Annotated in this window: 11 protein-coding genes; 5 read left to right on the forward strand and 6 right to left on the reverse strand. The window is 69.3% G+C overall.

From position 1 onward, the window contains the following. Positions 1-162: 162 nt before the first annotated feature. Both DID98_RS20320 and DID98_RS20325 read left to right on the forward strand, forming a co-directional pair. Positions 163-522 (forward strand): c-type cytochrome, encoded by a 360-nt coding sequence (locus DID98_RS20320; protein ID WP_011352793.1) that lies wholly within the window; start codon positions 163-165, stop codon positions 520-522. A 40-nt stretch (positions 523-562) separates the two neighbouring features. Then, positions 563-922, forward strand: coding sequence for a cytochrome c (locus DID98_RS20325; protein WP_044846444.1), 360 nt, complete (start codon positions 563-565; stop codon positions 920-922). A 72-nt stretch (positions 923-994) separates the two neighbouring features. Here DID98_RS20325 and DID98_RS20330 read toward each other — a convergent pair whose 3' ends face one another. Continuing rightward, on the reverse strand, positions 995-1462 hold the full coding sequence (locus DID98_RS20330) for a DUF1841 family protein (protein ID WP_409362341.1): 468 nt from the start codon (positions 1460-1462) through the stop codon (positions 995-997). Between the two features lie 231 nt (positions 1463-1693). On the opposite strand from DID98_RS20330, the gene DID98_RS20335 reads away from it, so the two are divergent. After that, entirely contained in the window at positions 1694-2623 is a 930-nt protein-coding gene (locus DID98_RS20335; protein WP_124487189.1) for a DMT family transporter, read from the forward strand. Between the two features lie 114 nt (positions 2624-2737). Here DID98_RS20335 and nth read toward each other — a convergent pair whose 3' ends face one another. Both nth and rsxB read right to left on the reverse strand, forming a co-directional pair. Continuing rightward, positions 2738-3382, reverse strand: a complete 645-nt coding sequence (gene nth, locus DID98_RS20340; RefSeq protein WP_124487190.1) for an endonuclease III — start codon at positions 3380-3382, stop codon at positions 2738-2740. After that, the gene (gene rsxB / locus DID98_RS20345) at positions 3379-4368 is read right to left on the reverse strand and encodes an electron transport complex subunit RsxB (protein WP_124571306.1); all 990 of its coding nucleotides are present in this window, start codon (positions 4366-4368) and stop codon (positions 3379-3381) included. Before rsxB ends, nth begins: the two co-directional genes overlap by 4 nt. 162 nt (positions 4369-4530) lie before the next feature. Between rsxB and DID98_RS20350 the strand changes: the two genes are divergently transcribed. Next, entirely contained in the window at positions 4531-5163 is a 633-nt protein-coding gene (locus DID98_RS20350) for a TetR family transcriptional regulator (protein ID WP_044849194.1), read from the forward strand. A 138-nt stretch (positions 5164-5301) separates the two neighbouring features. Here DID98_RS20350 and DID98_RS20355 read toward each other — a convergent pair whose 3' ends face one another. After that, positions 5302-6789, reverse strand: a complete 1488-nt coding sequence (locus DID98_RS20355; RefSeq protein WP_124571307.1) for a polyhydroxyalkanoate depolymerase — start codon at positions 6787-6789, stop codon at positions 5302-5304. Between the two features lie 208 nt (positions 6790-6997). Further along, a complete protein-coding gene (locus DID98_RS20365) occupies positions 6998-8827 on the reverse strand; it encodes a glycoside hydrolase family 15 protein (protein WP_044849192.1) in 1830 nt (609 codons plus the stop codon). 166 nt (positions 8828-8993) lie between these two features. On the opposite strand from DID98_RS20365, the gene DID98_RS20375 reads away from it, so the two are divergent. Then, complete coding sequence (locus tag DID98_RS20375; RefSeq protein WP_124571308.1) at positions 8994-10241, forward strand: lactonase family protein; 1248 nt, start codon at positions 8994-8996, stop codon at positions 10239-10241. A 111-nt stretch (positions 10242-10352) separates the two neighbouring features. Here the strand turns inward: DID98_RS20375 and DID98_RS36335 are convergent. Beyond that, positions 10353-14753, reverse strand: a 4401-nt coding sequence (locus DID98_RS36335) for a DNA translocase FtsK (RefSeq protein WP_124571309.1), incomplete at its 5' end; no start/stop codon positions are given.

Raw genomic sequence — 14753 nt, forward strand, 5'->3', positions numbered from 1 at the left:
GGGGCTGCGGCGGGGCGGACCGGGGCGCCGTATGGACGCATTCCCCGCCGACGCGGTACAATCTGGCCGTTTTTTTTGGCCTGCGTGGCGACCGACAAGCAAAACGGCGCGGGCCGTTGCCGCTTCGGCGCCAGTTTCCCCTCAAGCTAGGTTACAAGAGCTATGAACAAATTCGTCGGCAAACACGTCGTTGTCGCAGCGCTCGTGGCGCTCGCGGGCAGCGCGCAGGCGGCCGGTGTGGTCGGCAACCCGAAGGACGGGGCAAGCAAGGCCGCCATGTGTATCGGTTGCCACGGCATCCAGGATTACCGCGCGGCGTATCCGGAGGTCTACCGGGTGCCCGTCCTCGGCGGCCAGAACCAGCAATACCTCGAGAACGCGCTGAAGGCCTACCGCAAGAAAGATCGTCACTTCCCGTCGATGAACGCGATCGCCGGTTCGCTGACGGACCAGGACATCGCGGATCTGGCGGCTTACTACGCCGTCCAGAAGGCCGACACGAAGGACAATCCCTACAAGTAAAGCGCGCGCCGCCGATCTGACCGGCGGGACAGGAGCATTCATGAACAACGCATTCAAGACGGCGGCGGTTGCACTGGCGGCCGGCCTCGCGATCGGTACCGCGCATGCGGCGGACATCACGAAGGGCAAGGAGCTGGTCGAGTCGCACAACTGCGCGGCCTGCCACGGCGCGCAGCTGAACAAGCCGATCAACGCAGAATATCCGCGCCTCGCGGGCCAGCACGCCGACTACCTCGTGTGGGCGATGCGCCAGTACCAGATGGGGCTGACGAACCCGCTGCTCGGTCGCAACAACGCGATCATGCAGGCGCAGGTGCAGAACCTGTCGGTCAGCGACATGAAGGACATCGCGGCCTACATCGAGTCGCTGAAAGAGACGGATCTCGTCTTCAAGAAGTAAGCGCGCCGGACCTTGCCGGTCCGTGCAGCCGGAATACCCCGCCGCGGCGGGGTATTTTTTTGTCCGCGGCGCTCAGTCGCGGGACGCGCGGCGCAGGATGCGCTGCAGGTACGCGTCCGTATCGGGCGGCGTGCCGGTGCGCTGCGCTTCCCAGATCGTCTCGCCGAGGCACTCCATGATCACGTGCTGCGCCTCGTGGGTCGAGTCGAGCTTCGCGGCCAGCTTGTCGTGCGCGGCGCGGATGCCGGGCGGCTGGTCGATCGACAGCTGCTCGCTGATCGCGAGGTGCATCGACAGATGCAGGAACGGGTTCGTGCGGCCTTCCTCGGGCGTGTAGTTGCGCGCGGCGGCGCCGTCGGCGTCCGCGAGGTCGTCGTGGTATTCCGGATGCTCGACGATCCAGTCGGCTGCCATCGCTTCCAGCGGCGTCAGGATCTCGCCGGCGCGCTGCTTGCGCCAGGTCTCGGTGAAAAAGCGACGGACTTCGTCGCGACTCGGATTGAACATGGTGGGGAAACGTCGTGATTCGGGCGGCGTCATGCCGCGTCGCGCATTGTACGCCGGGTCGGCGCGCGGCGCTGGCGGGGCGCTTGCCGCGCGCAGCGGGCGCATCGGCACATCGGCACATCGGCACATCGGGCACATCGGGCACATCGGGCGCGGTGCCGGTCGGTGCGGGCCGCCGCGCAACGGGTAAGCGCGGGCTAGGCTGCCGGCCGCCGCGCCGCTACACTCCGACGATTCCCGTCGTCGCGCTCGCACCGCTCCATCATGTCCGCCACCGTCCGCTCATCGTCCGCCGCGCTACAGGGCGCGCTCTATGTCGCGTTGTCCGCCGCCGCCTTCGGCGCGATGGCGATCTTCGGCCGCTATGCGTATGCGGCCGGCGTCGACGTGCTCGGGCTGCTGATCGTGCGCTTCGCGATCGGCGGTGCGATCCTTGCCGCGATCGCGCGGCACCGCCGCGTCGCATGGCCGCGCGGCCGCACGCTCGCGCCGCTCGTGGCGATGGGGGCGCTCGGCTACGTCGGGCAGTCGTTCTGCTATTTCAGTGCGCTCCAGCATGCGCAGGCGAGCCTCGTCGCATTGCTGCTGTACCTGTATCCGGCCTTCGTCACGCTGCTGGCCGCATGGTGGCTCGGCGAGCGCCTCACGCGCGCGAAGGCGGTCGCGCTCGTGCTCTGCGTCGCGGGCTCCGCGCTGATGGTCGGCGGCGGCCACGGCGAGCCGCTCGGCATCGCGCTCGCGCTGGCCGCCGCGGTGATCTATTCGCTGTACATCGTCGGCGGCACGAAGGCGACGCGCGGCGTCGATCCGCTCGCGACGACCGCCGTCATCTGCCTGTCGGCGACCGCGACGCTCGTCGCGATCGCGATCGTGCGGACCGCGGCGTTCGGTGCGCCGCCGCGCTGGCCGGCGACGGCTGCCGGCTGGGCGTCGATGCTTGCGATCGCCTTGGTGTCGACGGTCGCCGCGATGCTCGCGTTCTTCGCCGGGCTCGAGCGGCTGGGGGCCGCGCGCACGTCGATGCTGTCGACGCTCGAGCCGGTCGTGACGGTCGCGCTCGCGGCGCTGCTGTTCGGCGAGGCGCTGTCGCCGTTGCAGTGGATCGGCGGCGTCGCGATCCTCGCGGCCGTGCTCGCGCTCGTGCGCGCGGGCGGCGCGGCGGCCGACGACGCGACGGCGACGTCCAACGCATAGCAGGGCAGGGACAAGCCGCGGGCGCCGCAATGGCGTCCGCTGGTCGTGCCGTGCGCTGCCCTCGGCACGAGAGGCACGAGCGGCCGCGTGCAGTGCGTCAGCCGCGGCTGACGCTCACTCGTTCGGCGGCGGCGTCTTCGGCCGGAATTCGCACAGCGGCTCGATCACGCAGTGCCAGCATTCGGGCTTGCGCGCCTTGCACACATAGCGTCCGTGCAGGATCAGCCAGTGATGCGCGTCCTGCAGGAATTCCTTCGGCGTGAACTTCTCGAGCGCGGCCTCGACGGCTCGCACGTCCTTGCCCGGCGCGAGCCCCGTGCGGTTCGCGACGCGGAAGATGTGCGTGTCGACCGCGATCGTCGGCTGGCCGAACGCAGTGTTCAGCACGACGTTCGCGGTCTTGCGGCCGACGCCCGGCAGGCTCTCGAGCGCTTCGCGATCGGCCGGCACCTCGCCGTCGTAGCGCTCGAGCAGGATGTTGCACGTCGCGATCACGTTCTTGGCCTTGGTGCGGTACAGGCCGATCGTCTTGATGTAGTCGGCGACGCCTTCTTCGCCGAGCGCGACGATTTGTCGCGGGGTGTTCGCGACCGGGAACATCTTGCGCATCGCCTTGTTGACCGACACGTCGGTCGCCTGCGCGGACAGCATCACCGCGATCAGCAACTCGAACGGCGTCGTGTATTCGAGCTCGGTGGTCGGATGCGGATTGAGGCTTTGCAGCGTTTCGTAGATCGCGCGTCGTTTCGTGGCGTTCATGGACGGTTCTCGTCGGGCGGCGCGGACGCGCCGTTCCGGTCGTCGTGGTTCGGATCGTCGCGGGTGTCGCCGGCGGCCTCGGCGTCGCGCTGCGCCTGCTGTTCGGCGAGCCGCTTGCGGCGGGCTTCGGCCGCGTCGATCTGCGCCTGCACGGCCGCGCTCACGCCTTCGGTGTTCTTCGGCCCGGCGCCTTGCCCGGACAGTTCTTCCTTCTTCTTGCGTGCGCGTTCGAGCGCGGCGGCGATGATCGCGCGCTTCTTCGCGTCGGCGTCGTCGGCCGGGGCAGCGCCCGGTGCGCCCGGCTGTTCCGCGGCCGGCGCAGCCTTGGCCGCGCCGGCGCTGGCCGCGCGGCGGGCGGCGGCGCGCGCCTCGGCGGCCTCGCGTTCGCGACGCTGGCGCGCGAGCCGGCGGTCGTGGCGCTCGCGCGCGGCGTCCGCCTGTTCCTGCGACCACGCGTCCCAGCCGGTGCGCTCGTCGGTCACGGGGACCATCGCGATGCAGTCGACCGGGCAGGGCGGTACGCACAGGTCGCAGCCCGTGCACAGCGATTCGACGATCGTGTGCATCTGTTTCGGTGCGCCGATGATCGCGTCGACCGGGCACGCCTGCATGCACAGCGTGCAGCCGATGCACAGGCTTTCGTCGATGAACGCGACGGCGCGCGGATGCTCGGCGCCGTTGACGGGATTCAGCGGGATCACGGGCTTGCCGAGCAGGCGCGCGAGGCGCGCGATGCCTTCGGCGCCGCCGGGCGGGCACTGGTTGTAGTTCGCGTCGCCGGCGGCGATCGCTTCGGCGTACGGACGGCAGCCGTTATAGCCGCACTTCGTGCATTGCGTCTGGGGAAGCAGATCTTCGATGCGATCCGCGAGGGTCTTGGAATCGGTCACGGTGACAACGGGCGCAGCAGCGCCGAATGGCTCTCGGCCGCGTCTGGCGCGGCCGGAAAGGTTTGCCAAACCTTGATTATCGCCGATTTCCCGCATTGCGCTGGACGCTGTCTGTGCGCATAATCGAACCGCTTTTTTGCAGGGGCTCAGCAGGAGGGCGGCCGCATGCGGCGCGCTCGTTCCAGGGCAGCCGGCGCCGAGGCGGTGGGGGTGCCGGTCCGGATCAGGATCACGCGGCTCACATAGCAAAACGCCACCATGAATCAGCCAAAAATCAAAAGAGATCCTGAAGGTACACGCCGCCGCATCCTGATGGCGGCAGCCGAAGAGTTCGCGGGTGGAGGGCTGTTCGGCGCACGCGTCGACCAGATCGCGCGCCGGGCCGAGACCAACGAGCGCATGCTCTATTACTACTTCGGCAGCAAGGAGCAGCTGTTTACGGCCGTGCTCGAACACGCGTTCTCCGCGCTGACCGAGGCCGAGCGCGTGCTCGATCTGGATGGCGTGGCGCCCGTCGAGGCCGTCACGCGGCTTGCGCATTTCGTGTGGGACTACTACCGCGATCATCCCGAGCTGCTGCGGCTCATCAACAACGAGAACCTGCACGAAGCGCGCTACCTGCACAAGTCGACGCGGATCCGCGAGATGATGTCGCCGATCGTCGCGAAGCTCGGCAACGTGCTGATGCGCGGCCAGAAAGCCGGGCTGTTCCGCAGCGACGTCGATCCGCTGCGCTTCTACGTGACGCTGTCGGGGCTCGGCTATTACATCGTGTCGAACCGCTTCACGCTCGCCGCGACGCTCGGCCGCGACTTCAGCGAAGCCGACGAGCGCGCGGAGATGGTCAGGATGAACACCGAGTTGCTGCTCGCGTATCTGCTGCGGCGCTGAGTCGACGAACCGTCGAACCGACGCGCCGATGAACCGACGCGTCGATGAATCGATGAGTCGCCGCGAGCGCGACCGCCGGATAAAAAAACGCCGCCGTGCGCAAGCAACGGCGGCGTTTTTGCGTCGGGACGCGGTGCGTCAGGCGGCCTTGCGCGCCCGCGCGGGCTTGGCGCGCGTGCTGCCTGCGCGTTTCGCGGCCGGTGCGGCCTTCGCGACGGCCGTCCTGGCGGGGGCGACCGTCACGGCCGGCGCTTTCGGGCGCGTGCGTTTCGCGGCGGTGGCGCGCGCCGTCGTTTCAGGCTGCGGCGTGGCGGCCGGCACGGCGCCGATCGTGGTCGCGTCCTGTGCATCGGGAGGCAACTTCGTCGTGCCGTTCTTCGGTTCCGGCGCATGCTCGCGGATGAAGTCGCGCAACTGCGGATAGATGATCGTGCGCCAGCGGCGGCCCGAGAAGATCCCGTAGTGACCGCACTTCTCGGCGGTCAGGCTGCGGCGGTCGTCCTGCGGGATGCCCGTGCACAGCTCATGCGCGACGTGCGTCTGGCCGCTGCCCGAGATGTCGTCGAGTTCACCCTCGATCGTCATCAGCGCGGTGTGCTTGATGTCCTGCGGACGCACGCGCTCGCCTTCGACATCCCACGTGCCTTCCGCGAGCCGGAATTCCTGGAACACGACGCGGATCGTCTCGAGGTAGTACTCGGCCGCCATGTCGAGCACCGCGTTGTACTCGTCGTAGAAGCGGCGGTGCGCCTCGGCGTCGTCCTCGTCGCCGCGCAGCAGGCTCTGGTAGAAGTCCCAGTGCGATTGCGCGTGACGTTCCGGGTTCATCGCGACGAAGCCCGTGTGCTGCAGGAAGCCCGGATACACGTGGCGGCCTTCGCCCGGATAGTTCGCGGGCACCGTGTGGATCACGTTGTTCTCGAACCACGCGGTCGAGTGTTGCGTAGCCAGCGAATTCACCGACGTCGGGCTGCGGCGCGCGTCGATCGGGCCGCCCATCATCGTCATCGTGAGCGGCGTGTCCTCGCCGCGGCTCGCCATCAGCGAGATTGCCGCGAGCACCGGCACGGTCGGCTGGCACACGGAGATCACGTGCAGGTTGCGCGCGCCGATGTGGCGGATGAATTCCTGGATGTACGCGATGTAGTCGTGCAGGTGGAACGGGCCGACCTCGACCGGCACCATCCGCGCATCGATCCAGTCGGTGATGTACACCTTGTGATCCTGCAGCAGCGTGCGCACCGTGTCGCGCAGCAGCGTCGAGTGGTGGCCCGACAGCGGCGCGCAGACCAGCACGACCGGCTCGTCCTTCAGCTGCGTGACGGCATCGGCGTCGTCCGAATAGCGCTTGAAACGCAGCAGCCGGCAGAACGGCTTCTCGATGATCGTCTGCTCGACGATCGGGATGTTGTGGCCGTCCTTGACGATCTGGTGAATGTTGAATTCGGGCTTCTCGTAATCCTTGCCGAGCCGGTACATCAGTTCGTACGCGGCGGCCATCCGCGGTGCGCCGGGCATCAGCGAGAACGGGCTGGACGGATTGGCGAACGACTTGGAGGCGGCCTGGGCCCAGGCCGTGAGCGGGCTCAGCATCGCCCGCTGGAATTCGTGCAGTTGGTAAAGCATGCAGACTACTCCCGCTTGGGGGACGGTGCGCAGGGGCGTGTGGCGTCGCGGCGTGCCGTGTGGGTCAGCGACCGGCCATGTTGCAGTGCGGCCGGACAATCGAGTCGATCATATCGGACAACGATCAATGTTGCAATGCAACATTTTTCCGATTTTTCATCAAACGTTTGCGAATTGACGATCTCTGAAGAAGCCGCTCCACCCCCGGTCAGCGCCCCGTCGCCACGGCCGGCGCCGGCTGGCCGGCCGCGCGCGCCATCGCTTCTTCGTGGTGCATCAGGTTCATCGCGGTATGCACGAGCGCCACGTGCGAGAACGCCTGCGGGAAATTGCCGACGAGCCGGCCATCGACCGGATCGTATTCCTCGGCGAGCAGCCCGAGGTCGTTCGACAGCGCGAGCAGCCGGCTGAACAGCCGGTGCGCGTCGTCGATCCGGCCGAGCAGCGCGTAGTTGTCGACCAGCCAGAAGCTGCACGCGAGGAACGTGCCTTCGCCCGGCGGCAGGCCGTCGTCGTACTCGGTCGTGCGGTAGCGCATCACGAGGCCGTCGTGCAGCAATTCCCGCTCGATCGCGTCGACCGTGCCGACGATGCGCGGGTCTTCCGGCGGCAGGAAGCCGAGCAGCGGCAGCAGCAGCACGCTCGCGTCGAGCTCGTCGCTGCCGTAGCTCTGGGCAAACGCCTGTTTGCCTTCATGCCATGCGTTGTCGCACACGTCCGCGTGGATCCGGTCGCGCAGCGCGCGCCAGCGGTCGAGCGACGCGGGCAGCCGGAACATCTCCGCCGACTTGATCGCGCGGTCGAACGCGACCCACGCCATTACCTTCGAGAACGTGAAGTGGCGGCGGCCGCCGCGCGTCTCCCAGATGCCCTCGTCGGGTTCCCGCCAGATCTTCTCGAGATGGTCGAGCAGCGAGCACTGGACGGACCACACCGTGTCGTCGGCCTGCAGGCCGCCCACGCGCGCGAGGTGCAGCGCGGCCATCACTTCGCCGAACACGTCGAGCTGGAGCTGGTTCGCGGCGCCGTTGCCGACGCGCACCGGTTTCGAATCCTGGTAGCCGGGCAGCCAGTCGAGCTCCATTTCCGGCAGCCGGCGCTCGCCCGCGATCCCGTACATGATCTGGATCTGCTCGGGCGAGCCGGCCATCACGCGGCCGAGCCACGTGCGCCACGCGCGCGCCTCGTCGTAATAGCCGCCGCGCATCAGCGCGAGCAGCGTGATCGTCGCGTCGCGCAGCCAGCAGTAGCGGTAGTCCCAGTTGCGGTTGCCGCCGATCTTCTCGGGCAGCGACGTGGTCGGCGCCGCGACGATGCCGCCGGTCGGCTCGTACGCGAGCGCCTTCAGCGTGATCAGCGAACGGCGCACGGCGGCCGCGTAGCGGCCCTGCACCTGGCAGCGGCCCGACCATTCGAGCCAGTAGTTCTCGGTGCGCGCGAGCATCGACAGCGGATCGCGCGCGGGCGGCAGCCGCAGGTGCGACGCCGCATAGCTGAGCGAAAACGGCACACGTTCGTCGGCGCTCACCGTGAATTCCGCGAGCGTATGGAGGTTCTTGCCGGTGAGCGGCACCGGCGTGCGCAGCACGACGGTATCGGGGCCGGCGATCGCCTTCATGCCGTCCTCGCGCGTCAGCTGCGTGACCCACGGGATCGAGAAACCGTAGTCGAAGCGCAACACCAGTTCCATGCGCATCTTCATCGTGCCGTGGCGGCCGACGACGATCCTCACCAGTTCGGACCAGCCGTTGCCGGGCGGCATGAAGTCGATCACGGTGACCGCGCCGTCGGCGCTTTCGTAGTCGGTTTCGAGGATCAGCGTGTCGCCGCGATAGCGGCGCGTCGTGTGCGTGATCGCGGCGTCGGCGGCCGGCGCGAGCAGCCAGCGGCCGTGCTCGGGCGTGCCGACCAGCGCCGCGAAACAGGCGCCCGAATCGAAGCGGGGCCAGCACAGCCAGTCGACGGAGCCGTCTTTCGAGATCAGCGCGGCAGTGTGGCCGTCGCCGACGAGGGCGTAGTCTTCGATCAGGGCGGGCATGGGCAAGCGGTCCTTGGATATTCGAGTTCACGATGCAGGGCTGCGGCGCCCGGGCTTCACGCGCCGGCGTCGCGCCCCGTATACTCGCCCGGGCGGCGGAGCGCATGAACGGCCGGCGTTTCGTCCTATCTCAACACTTGAAGCGACTCGATGCAAGGAGGATTCAATGCCCAACCGTTTACGCGAGCGTGACGCGCGCGCTTCGACACGAGGGTTCCCGCTTAGGTTCGCTCACTGGATGAAAGGTTTCGCGCTCGTGCTTTCCTTGTCCGCGACCCACGCCTTCGCACAACAATCGCCGGCACCGGCCGACGGCGTCTACAACCTGCTCGTCGGCACCTATACGGGGCACGGCAGCGACGGGATCTACGTGTACCGCTTCGATACGAAAACGGGCAGCATCGCGCCCGTGTCGTCGGCGAAGACCGTGAACCCGTCCTACCTGTTGCCGAGCCGCGACGGTCGCACCGTCTACGCGGTCAACGAACTGCCCGGCGACAACGGGCCGGCCGCGCAGCGCGGCGGCATCAGCGCGTTCGGCTTCGATCCGAAGACGGGGGCGCTCACGTTCATCGACCGCGTGTCGTCGGAAGGGAACGATCCTTGCTATCTCGCGCTGTCACCGGACGGCAAGTACCTCGTCACGGCCAATTACTCGGTCGCGGCCGATCCGGGCGGCAGCTTCGCCGTGTTCCCGATCCGCGACGGCGGCGCGGCCGGCCCGGCCGTGCTGACGGTGCATCACGAGGGCACGGGGCCCGTGAAGGGGCGCCAGGATGGCGCGCACGTGCACTCGACAGTGTTCTCCCCCGACGGCCGCTACCTGTTCGTGCAGGACCTCGGCGCGGACAAGCTCTACGGCTACCGCTACACGGTGGACGGCAGCCGCGGGCTGATCAGCCCGACCGACACGCGCTACACGCCGGTGAAGGCCGGCTCCGGCCCGCGTCACATGGTATTCGGCGCCGACGGCCGGTTCGCGTACGTGACGAGCGAACTCAACGCGTCGGTCGAGGTGTTCGGCTACCGCGATGGCAAGCTGACGCCGGTCGAGACGCTGCCGATGACGGTGCCGGGCTTCAAGGGCAAGGTCGGCGGCGGCGCGCTCCACCTGTCGCCGGACGGCCGCTTCCTGTACGCGAGCAATCGCGGCGACGTGAACGAAATCGTGATCTACGCGGTGAACCAGGCCGACGGCCGGCTGAAGACCGTCGGGCGCCAGTCGAGCCTCGGCAGGACGCCGCGTGAATTCCTGATCGATCCGACCGGCAAGTGGCTGATCGTCGGCAACCAGGACAGCGACACGTTCTACGTGTTCAGCCGCGATGTCGAAACGGGGCAGCTCGGCGCGAATCCGCAGAAGGTCGTGGTCGGCAGCCCGGTCGACTTCAAGCTGGTGCCGGCGGCGCTGTAAATCGCCGTCCATGAAAAAAGGGCGCTGCCGAGGCAGCGCCCTTTTTCGTTCGGGCGGCCGCTTGCGCGGGGCGCCCGGATCGATCGTCGGCGGCCGTGCGGCCCGCCATGCTCAGTCGGCCGCCGCCGGCACGAGCACCTCGCGGCTGCCGTTGATGCCCATCGGCGACACCAGTCCGGCCGCCTCCATCTGCTCGACGAGGCGCGCGGCGCGGTTGTAGCCGATGCGCAGCTGGCGCTGCACCGACGAGATCGACGCGCGCCGCGTGCGCACGACGAACGCGACCGCTTCGTCGTACAGCGGATCGGCTTCCGCATCCGGCGCTTCGCCGAACAGGTCCTGCGTCGCACCGTCGGCGGCCGGGCCGTCGAGAATTCCTTCCTCGTACTGCGGCTCGCCGAACTGCTTCAGGTATTCGACGATCCGGTGCACTTCCTCGTCCGCGACGAACGCGCCGTGCACGCGCTGCGGGTAGCCCGTGCCCGGCGGCAGGAACAGCATGTCGCCCTGGCCGAGCAGCGATTCGGCACCCATCTGGTCGAGGATCGTGCGCGAGTCGATCTTCGACGACACCTGGAATGCGACGCGCGTCGGGATGTTCGCCTTGATGAGGCCGGTGATCACGTCGACGGACGGGCGCTGGGTCGCGAGGATCAGGTGGATACCGGCCGCGCGCGCCTTTTGCGCGAGACGGGCGATCAGCTCCTCGATCTTCTTGCCGGCGACCATCATCAGGTCGGCCAGCTCGTCGATCACGACGACGATCAGCGGCAGCTTCGACAGCGGCTCGGGATCGTCGGGCGTCAGCGAGAACGGGTTGCCGATCTTCTTTTCCTTCGCCTCCGCGTCGCGGATCTTCTGGTTGAAGCCCGCGAGATTGCGCACGCCGACGGCCGACATCAGCCGGTAGCGTTTCTCCATTTCACCGACGCACCAGTTCAGTGCGTTCGCCGCGAGCTTCATGTCGGTGACGACCGGCGCGAGCAGGTGCGGGATGCCTTCGTAGACCGACAGCTCGAGCATCTTCGGGTCGATCATGATCAGCCGCACGTCCTCGGGCGTCGCCTTGTACAGCAGCGACAGGATCATCGCGTTGATCGCGACCGACTTGCCCGAACCCGTCGTGCCGGCGACCAGCATGTGCGGCGCCTTCGCGAGATCGGTGACGACCGGGTGGCCGGTGATGTCCTTGCCCATCGCGATCGTCAGCTGCGACGCCGAATGCTGGTATTGGCGCGACTCGAGGATTTCCGACAGGCGGATCATCTGGCGTTTCGCGTTCGGCAGCTCGAGGCCCATGCAGGTCTTGCCGGGAATCGTCTCGACGACGCGGATCGACGTGAGGCCGAGGCCGCGCGACAGGTCCTTCATCAGGCCGACGATCTGGCTGCCGCGCACGCCGAGCGCGGGTTCGATCTCGAAGCGCGTGATCACCGGGCCGGCCGATGCGCCGACCACCGTCACCGGCACCTTGAACTCCTGCAGGCGCTGCTCGATGACCTGGGCCGTCTGCGCGAGGTGTTCCTCGGTGATCGTTTCGACGTCGTCGGACGCGGGCTCGAGCAGGTCGAGCGTCGGCAGCTCCACGTTGAACGACGCGGGTGCGTGGAATTCGAACGCGTTCGGGCGCGGCTGGCGCGCGGGCGCCGCCGATGCGTCGGCGGCCGGGGCGCCCGATTCCGCCGGTGCCGGCGGCACGGTGGCCGCGGGAGGCGTTGCGGTCGGAAGCGGCACGGTCGTGGCGGCCGGGATCGTGATGCCGGTTGTCGCGGGCGTCGTGCCGATGTCGGACATCGACCAACTCGCCGGCGCAGCGGCGGGAGCCGGCAGGGTGGTGAACGACGGGGCCTGCGGCTGCGGTGCGGACGCGATGGATTGCGCCGGTGTCGCCGTGTCGACGGATCCGCCCGGCGCGGAGTAGGTCGGCAATGCCGAGACCGACGGGGGCGCGGAAGTCGGCGACGCGGCCGGTGCCGTCGCGGCCGGGGCAGCGGCGAAGGAGGCCGGTGCGCCATTTGTCGCGGCAGGCGTGGCGCCGAACGCGGCGGGCGCGGCGGGCGCGGCAACGGCGACCGTGTTCATCGGGGCGAGTGCGCCGGAAGACGGTGTCGGGGCGATGGCAGTGGCAGCGACAGGCGCGGCGCCGGTTGTCGTCTGCGTCGCTCCAGTCGTCGCGGCCGGCACACCGAATGCCGAACCGTCAGGCATGCGGGTGGTCGATGCTGCCGAAGGCGTCGCCGATGCGGTCGACGCTGCGGCCAATGCGCTGCCCGACGAGGCGAAAGACGCGGCGGCAGGCGACACCGGCGTGCGTTGCGCAGGTTGCGATCCGGTTGCGCTGAAGGACGTGCCGGTCGATGCGGGCGCCGTGGCGGCTGCCACGGTCGGCGCGGATGCGAAAGGCTGCGCGGTGGCCGGGCCGGAAGCGCTCGCCGCAGACGTCAGGCCGGAAGCCGCAGCCGCTGCGTTTTGCGCGGCCGCAAAAGGTTGTGCCGTCGTCAGGTCGGAGACGCCAGTCACGGGCATGGGGGCGGATGTCGCCGCTGCCGCGGTCGGAGCGGATGCGGACGCCTGCGCGGCGGACGGGGCGGCGGCACTTGTCGAGGGCGTCCGGGCAGGCGTCGTCGGTGCGGGCGCCGGGGTGACCGTGCTCGATGCCGGATCCGTGGCGTCGATCGTCGACGCTGCGGCAGCCGGCACGCGAACGCCGGAACCGTACGCAGTACCCGTGACACTCACCGGCGCGGACGGTGCAACGGGCGCAGCAGGCGCAACGTGTGCAACGTGTGCAACGGGTGCAACGGGTGCAACGGGTGCAACGGGTGCAACAGGCGCAACAGGCGCAACAGGCGCAACAGGCGCAACAGGCGCAACAGGCGCAACAGGCGCAACAGGCGCAACAGGCGCTGCCGATGCGGCCGGTCGCGACAGCGAACCGGCGGCCGGGTTCGTCATGCCGGCAAACGCAGGCGCTGCGGCGACAGGCGTGCTGTTCGGCGTGTTCGCGGGCACCGGCGCGGCAGAACCGGATGCGCTGCCGACGGGCGACGACGCGTCAGCTGCCGAGGTCGTCTGCGCACCAGCGAAGGGCTCAGCGGACAACGGCTTCGACCATGATGCGGAGGAGGCAGCGGCGTCGACGGACGCAGGTTGCATGGCCGCGGCGGCCGGTGTCACCGTTGCCGCCGCCGCCGCCGCCGCCGGTGCCGGTGCCGGTGCCGGTGGCGTGGCGCGTTGCATGCCTGCAGGCAACGGAGCGGTTTCGCTACCGTGCTTTGCTGCCGCGTGCCAGACCGTTCCCGTCACGGCGCCGGCCGGTGCCGTGTTCGACGCGGCCGAGGCTGCCGTCGTCGCTGCTGCGACGGGCACTGCATCGGCACGCGGCTGCGTCGGCGTTGCCGCGATCGACGAAGCGGAGAGGGGAGGCGGCGTGACCGGCTGGACCGGCTTCACGACATCCTGCGTCGCGTGCGCGTGTTCTTTCGCGACGACCGATACGGCGGTATCGGCAAGCGCCGTAGCTTGCGATTGGACCTGGGCGGCAATTCCGGCGGCCGTTGCCGCATCCTTCGCATCGACGGTGCGGCCCGTGGCGCTCACGGTCGACGTGACAGCGGCCGAAGGCGTACCGACCGCTGCGCTCGCGGCCACCGACTCATCCGCGTCCGACGGTGGTGCGGCAATCGGGCTTTCATGCGGCGCGCCGAGCCTGGAAACCGGCGGGCTGACGATGTCTTCCCAAGGCGCAAAGTCGATCGGGGCATCGAATGCCGGCGCGGCTGGTGCATCGGCGCCATGCCGATGCTCGCGGTCCGCGTGACGCGTCGGCGCATCGGTTTCGACGCCCGGATCCGGCATGGCATGCCGCACGGCCTCGTCGAACGCCGGAGTACCCGTATCGACAGCGGGCACGCGCACGCCCGGCTCGGCCGGCATGAACCCATCCAGCACGATCGGTGCGTCGTCGGATGGCGTCACGGCCTCGTCGAATGCCACGCCATCCGTATCGACAGCAGGCACGCGCATGCTCGGCTCCGCCGGCATGAATGCATCCAGCACGATCGGTGCGTCGTCATAGGCCGGCGCGGCTTCGTGCGCGTCCGGACGGACTGCGTCGCGGGGCGAGGCCTGATGCGCGTCCGCAACGATCCCGGCCGGTACGGCCGTCGACGCCGACGCGGCGACGCTGCCCGCCGCTGCAACCGCGCCGGCCACGGTCGCCGCGGCGGCCGGCGCCGACGACGCGTCGGCCTGCCGCACACCGTCCAGCGTCGCCCACTGCGCGGTACTGGCTTCGATCGAGCGCAGCGTGTCGTGAACGCTCGGTGCCGGCGTGATCGGCTCCGCGGGCTGTTGCACCCACGCGTAGAGCGGCGCGCGTGCGGGGGCCGGCGGCGCGGGGCGGCGTCGTGCTGCGTCCGGCGACTGGCCGGCGGCGCCGGCGCCCGTCATCGGGCGGGGGGGCGGGCGCGGGGGGGGGGGGGGGGGGGGGGGGGGGCCGGGGGGGGGGGG

It is taken from the genome of Burkholderia sp. Bp8984 (genome assembly GCF_003853755.1).
In the GTDB taxonomy this organism is placed as follows: domain Bacteria; phylum Pseudomonadota; class Gammaproteobacteria; order Burkholderiales; family Burkholderiaceae; genus Burkholderia.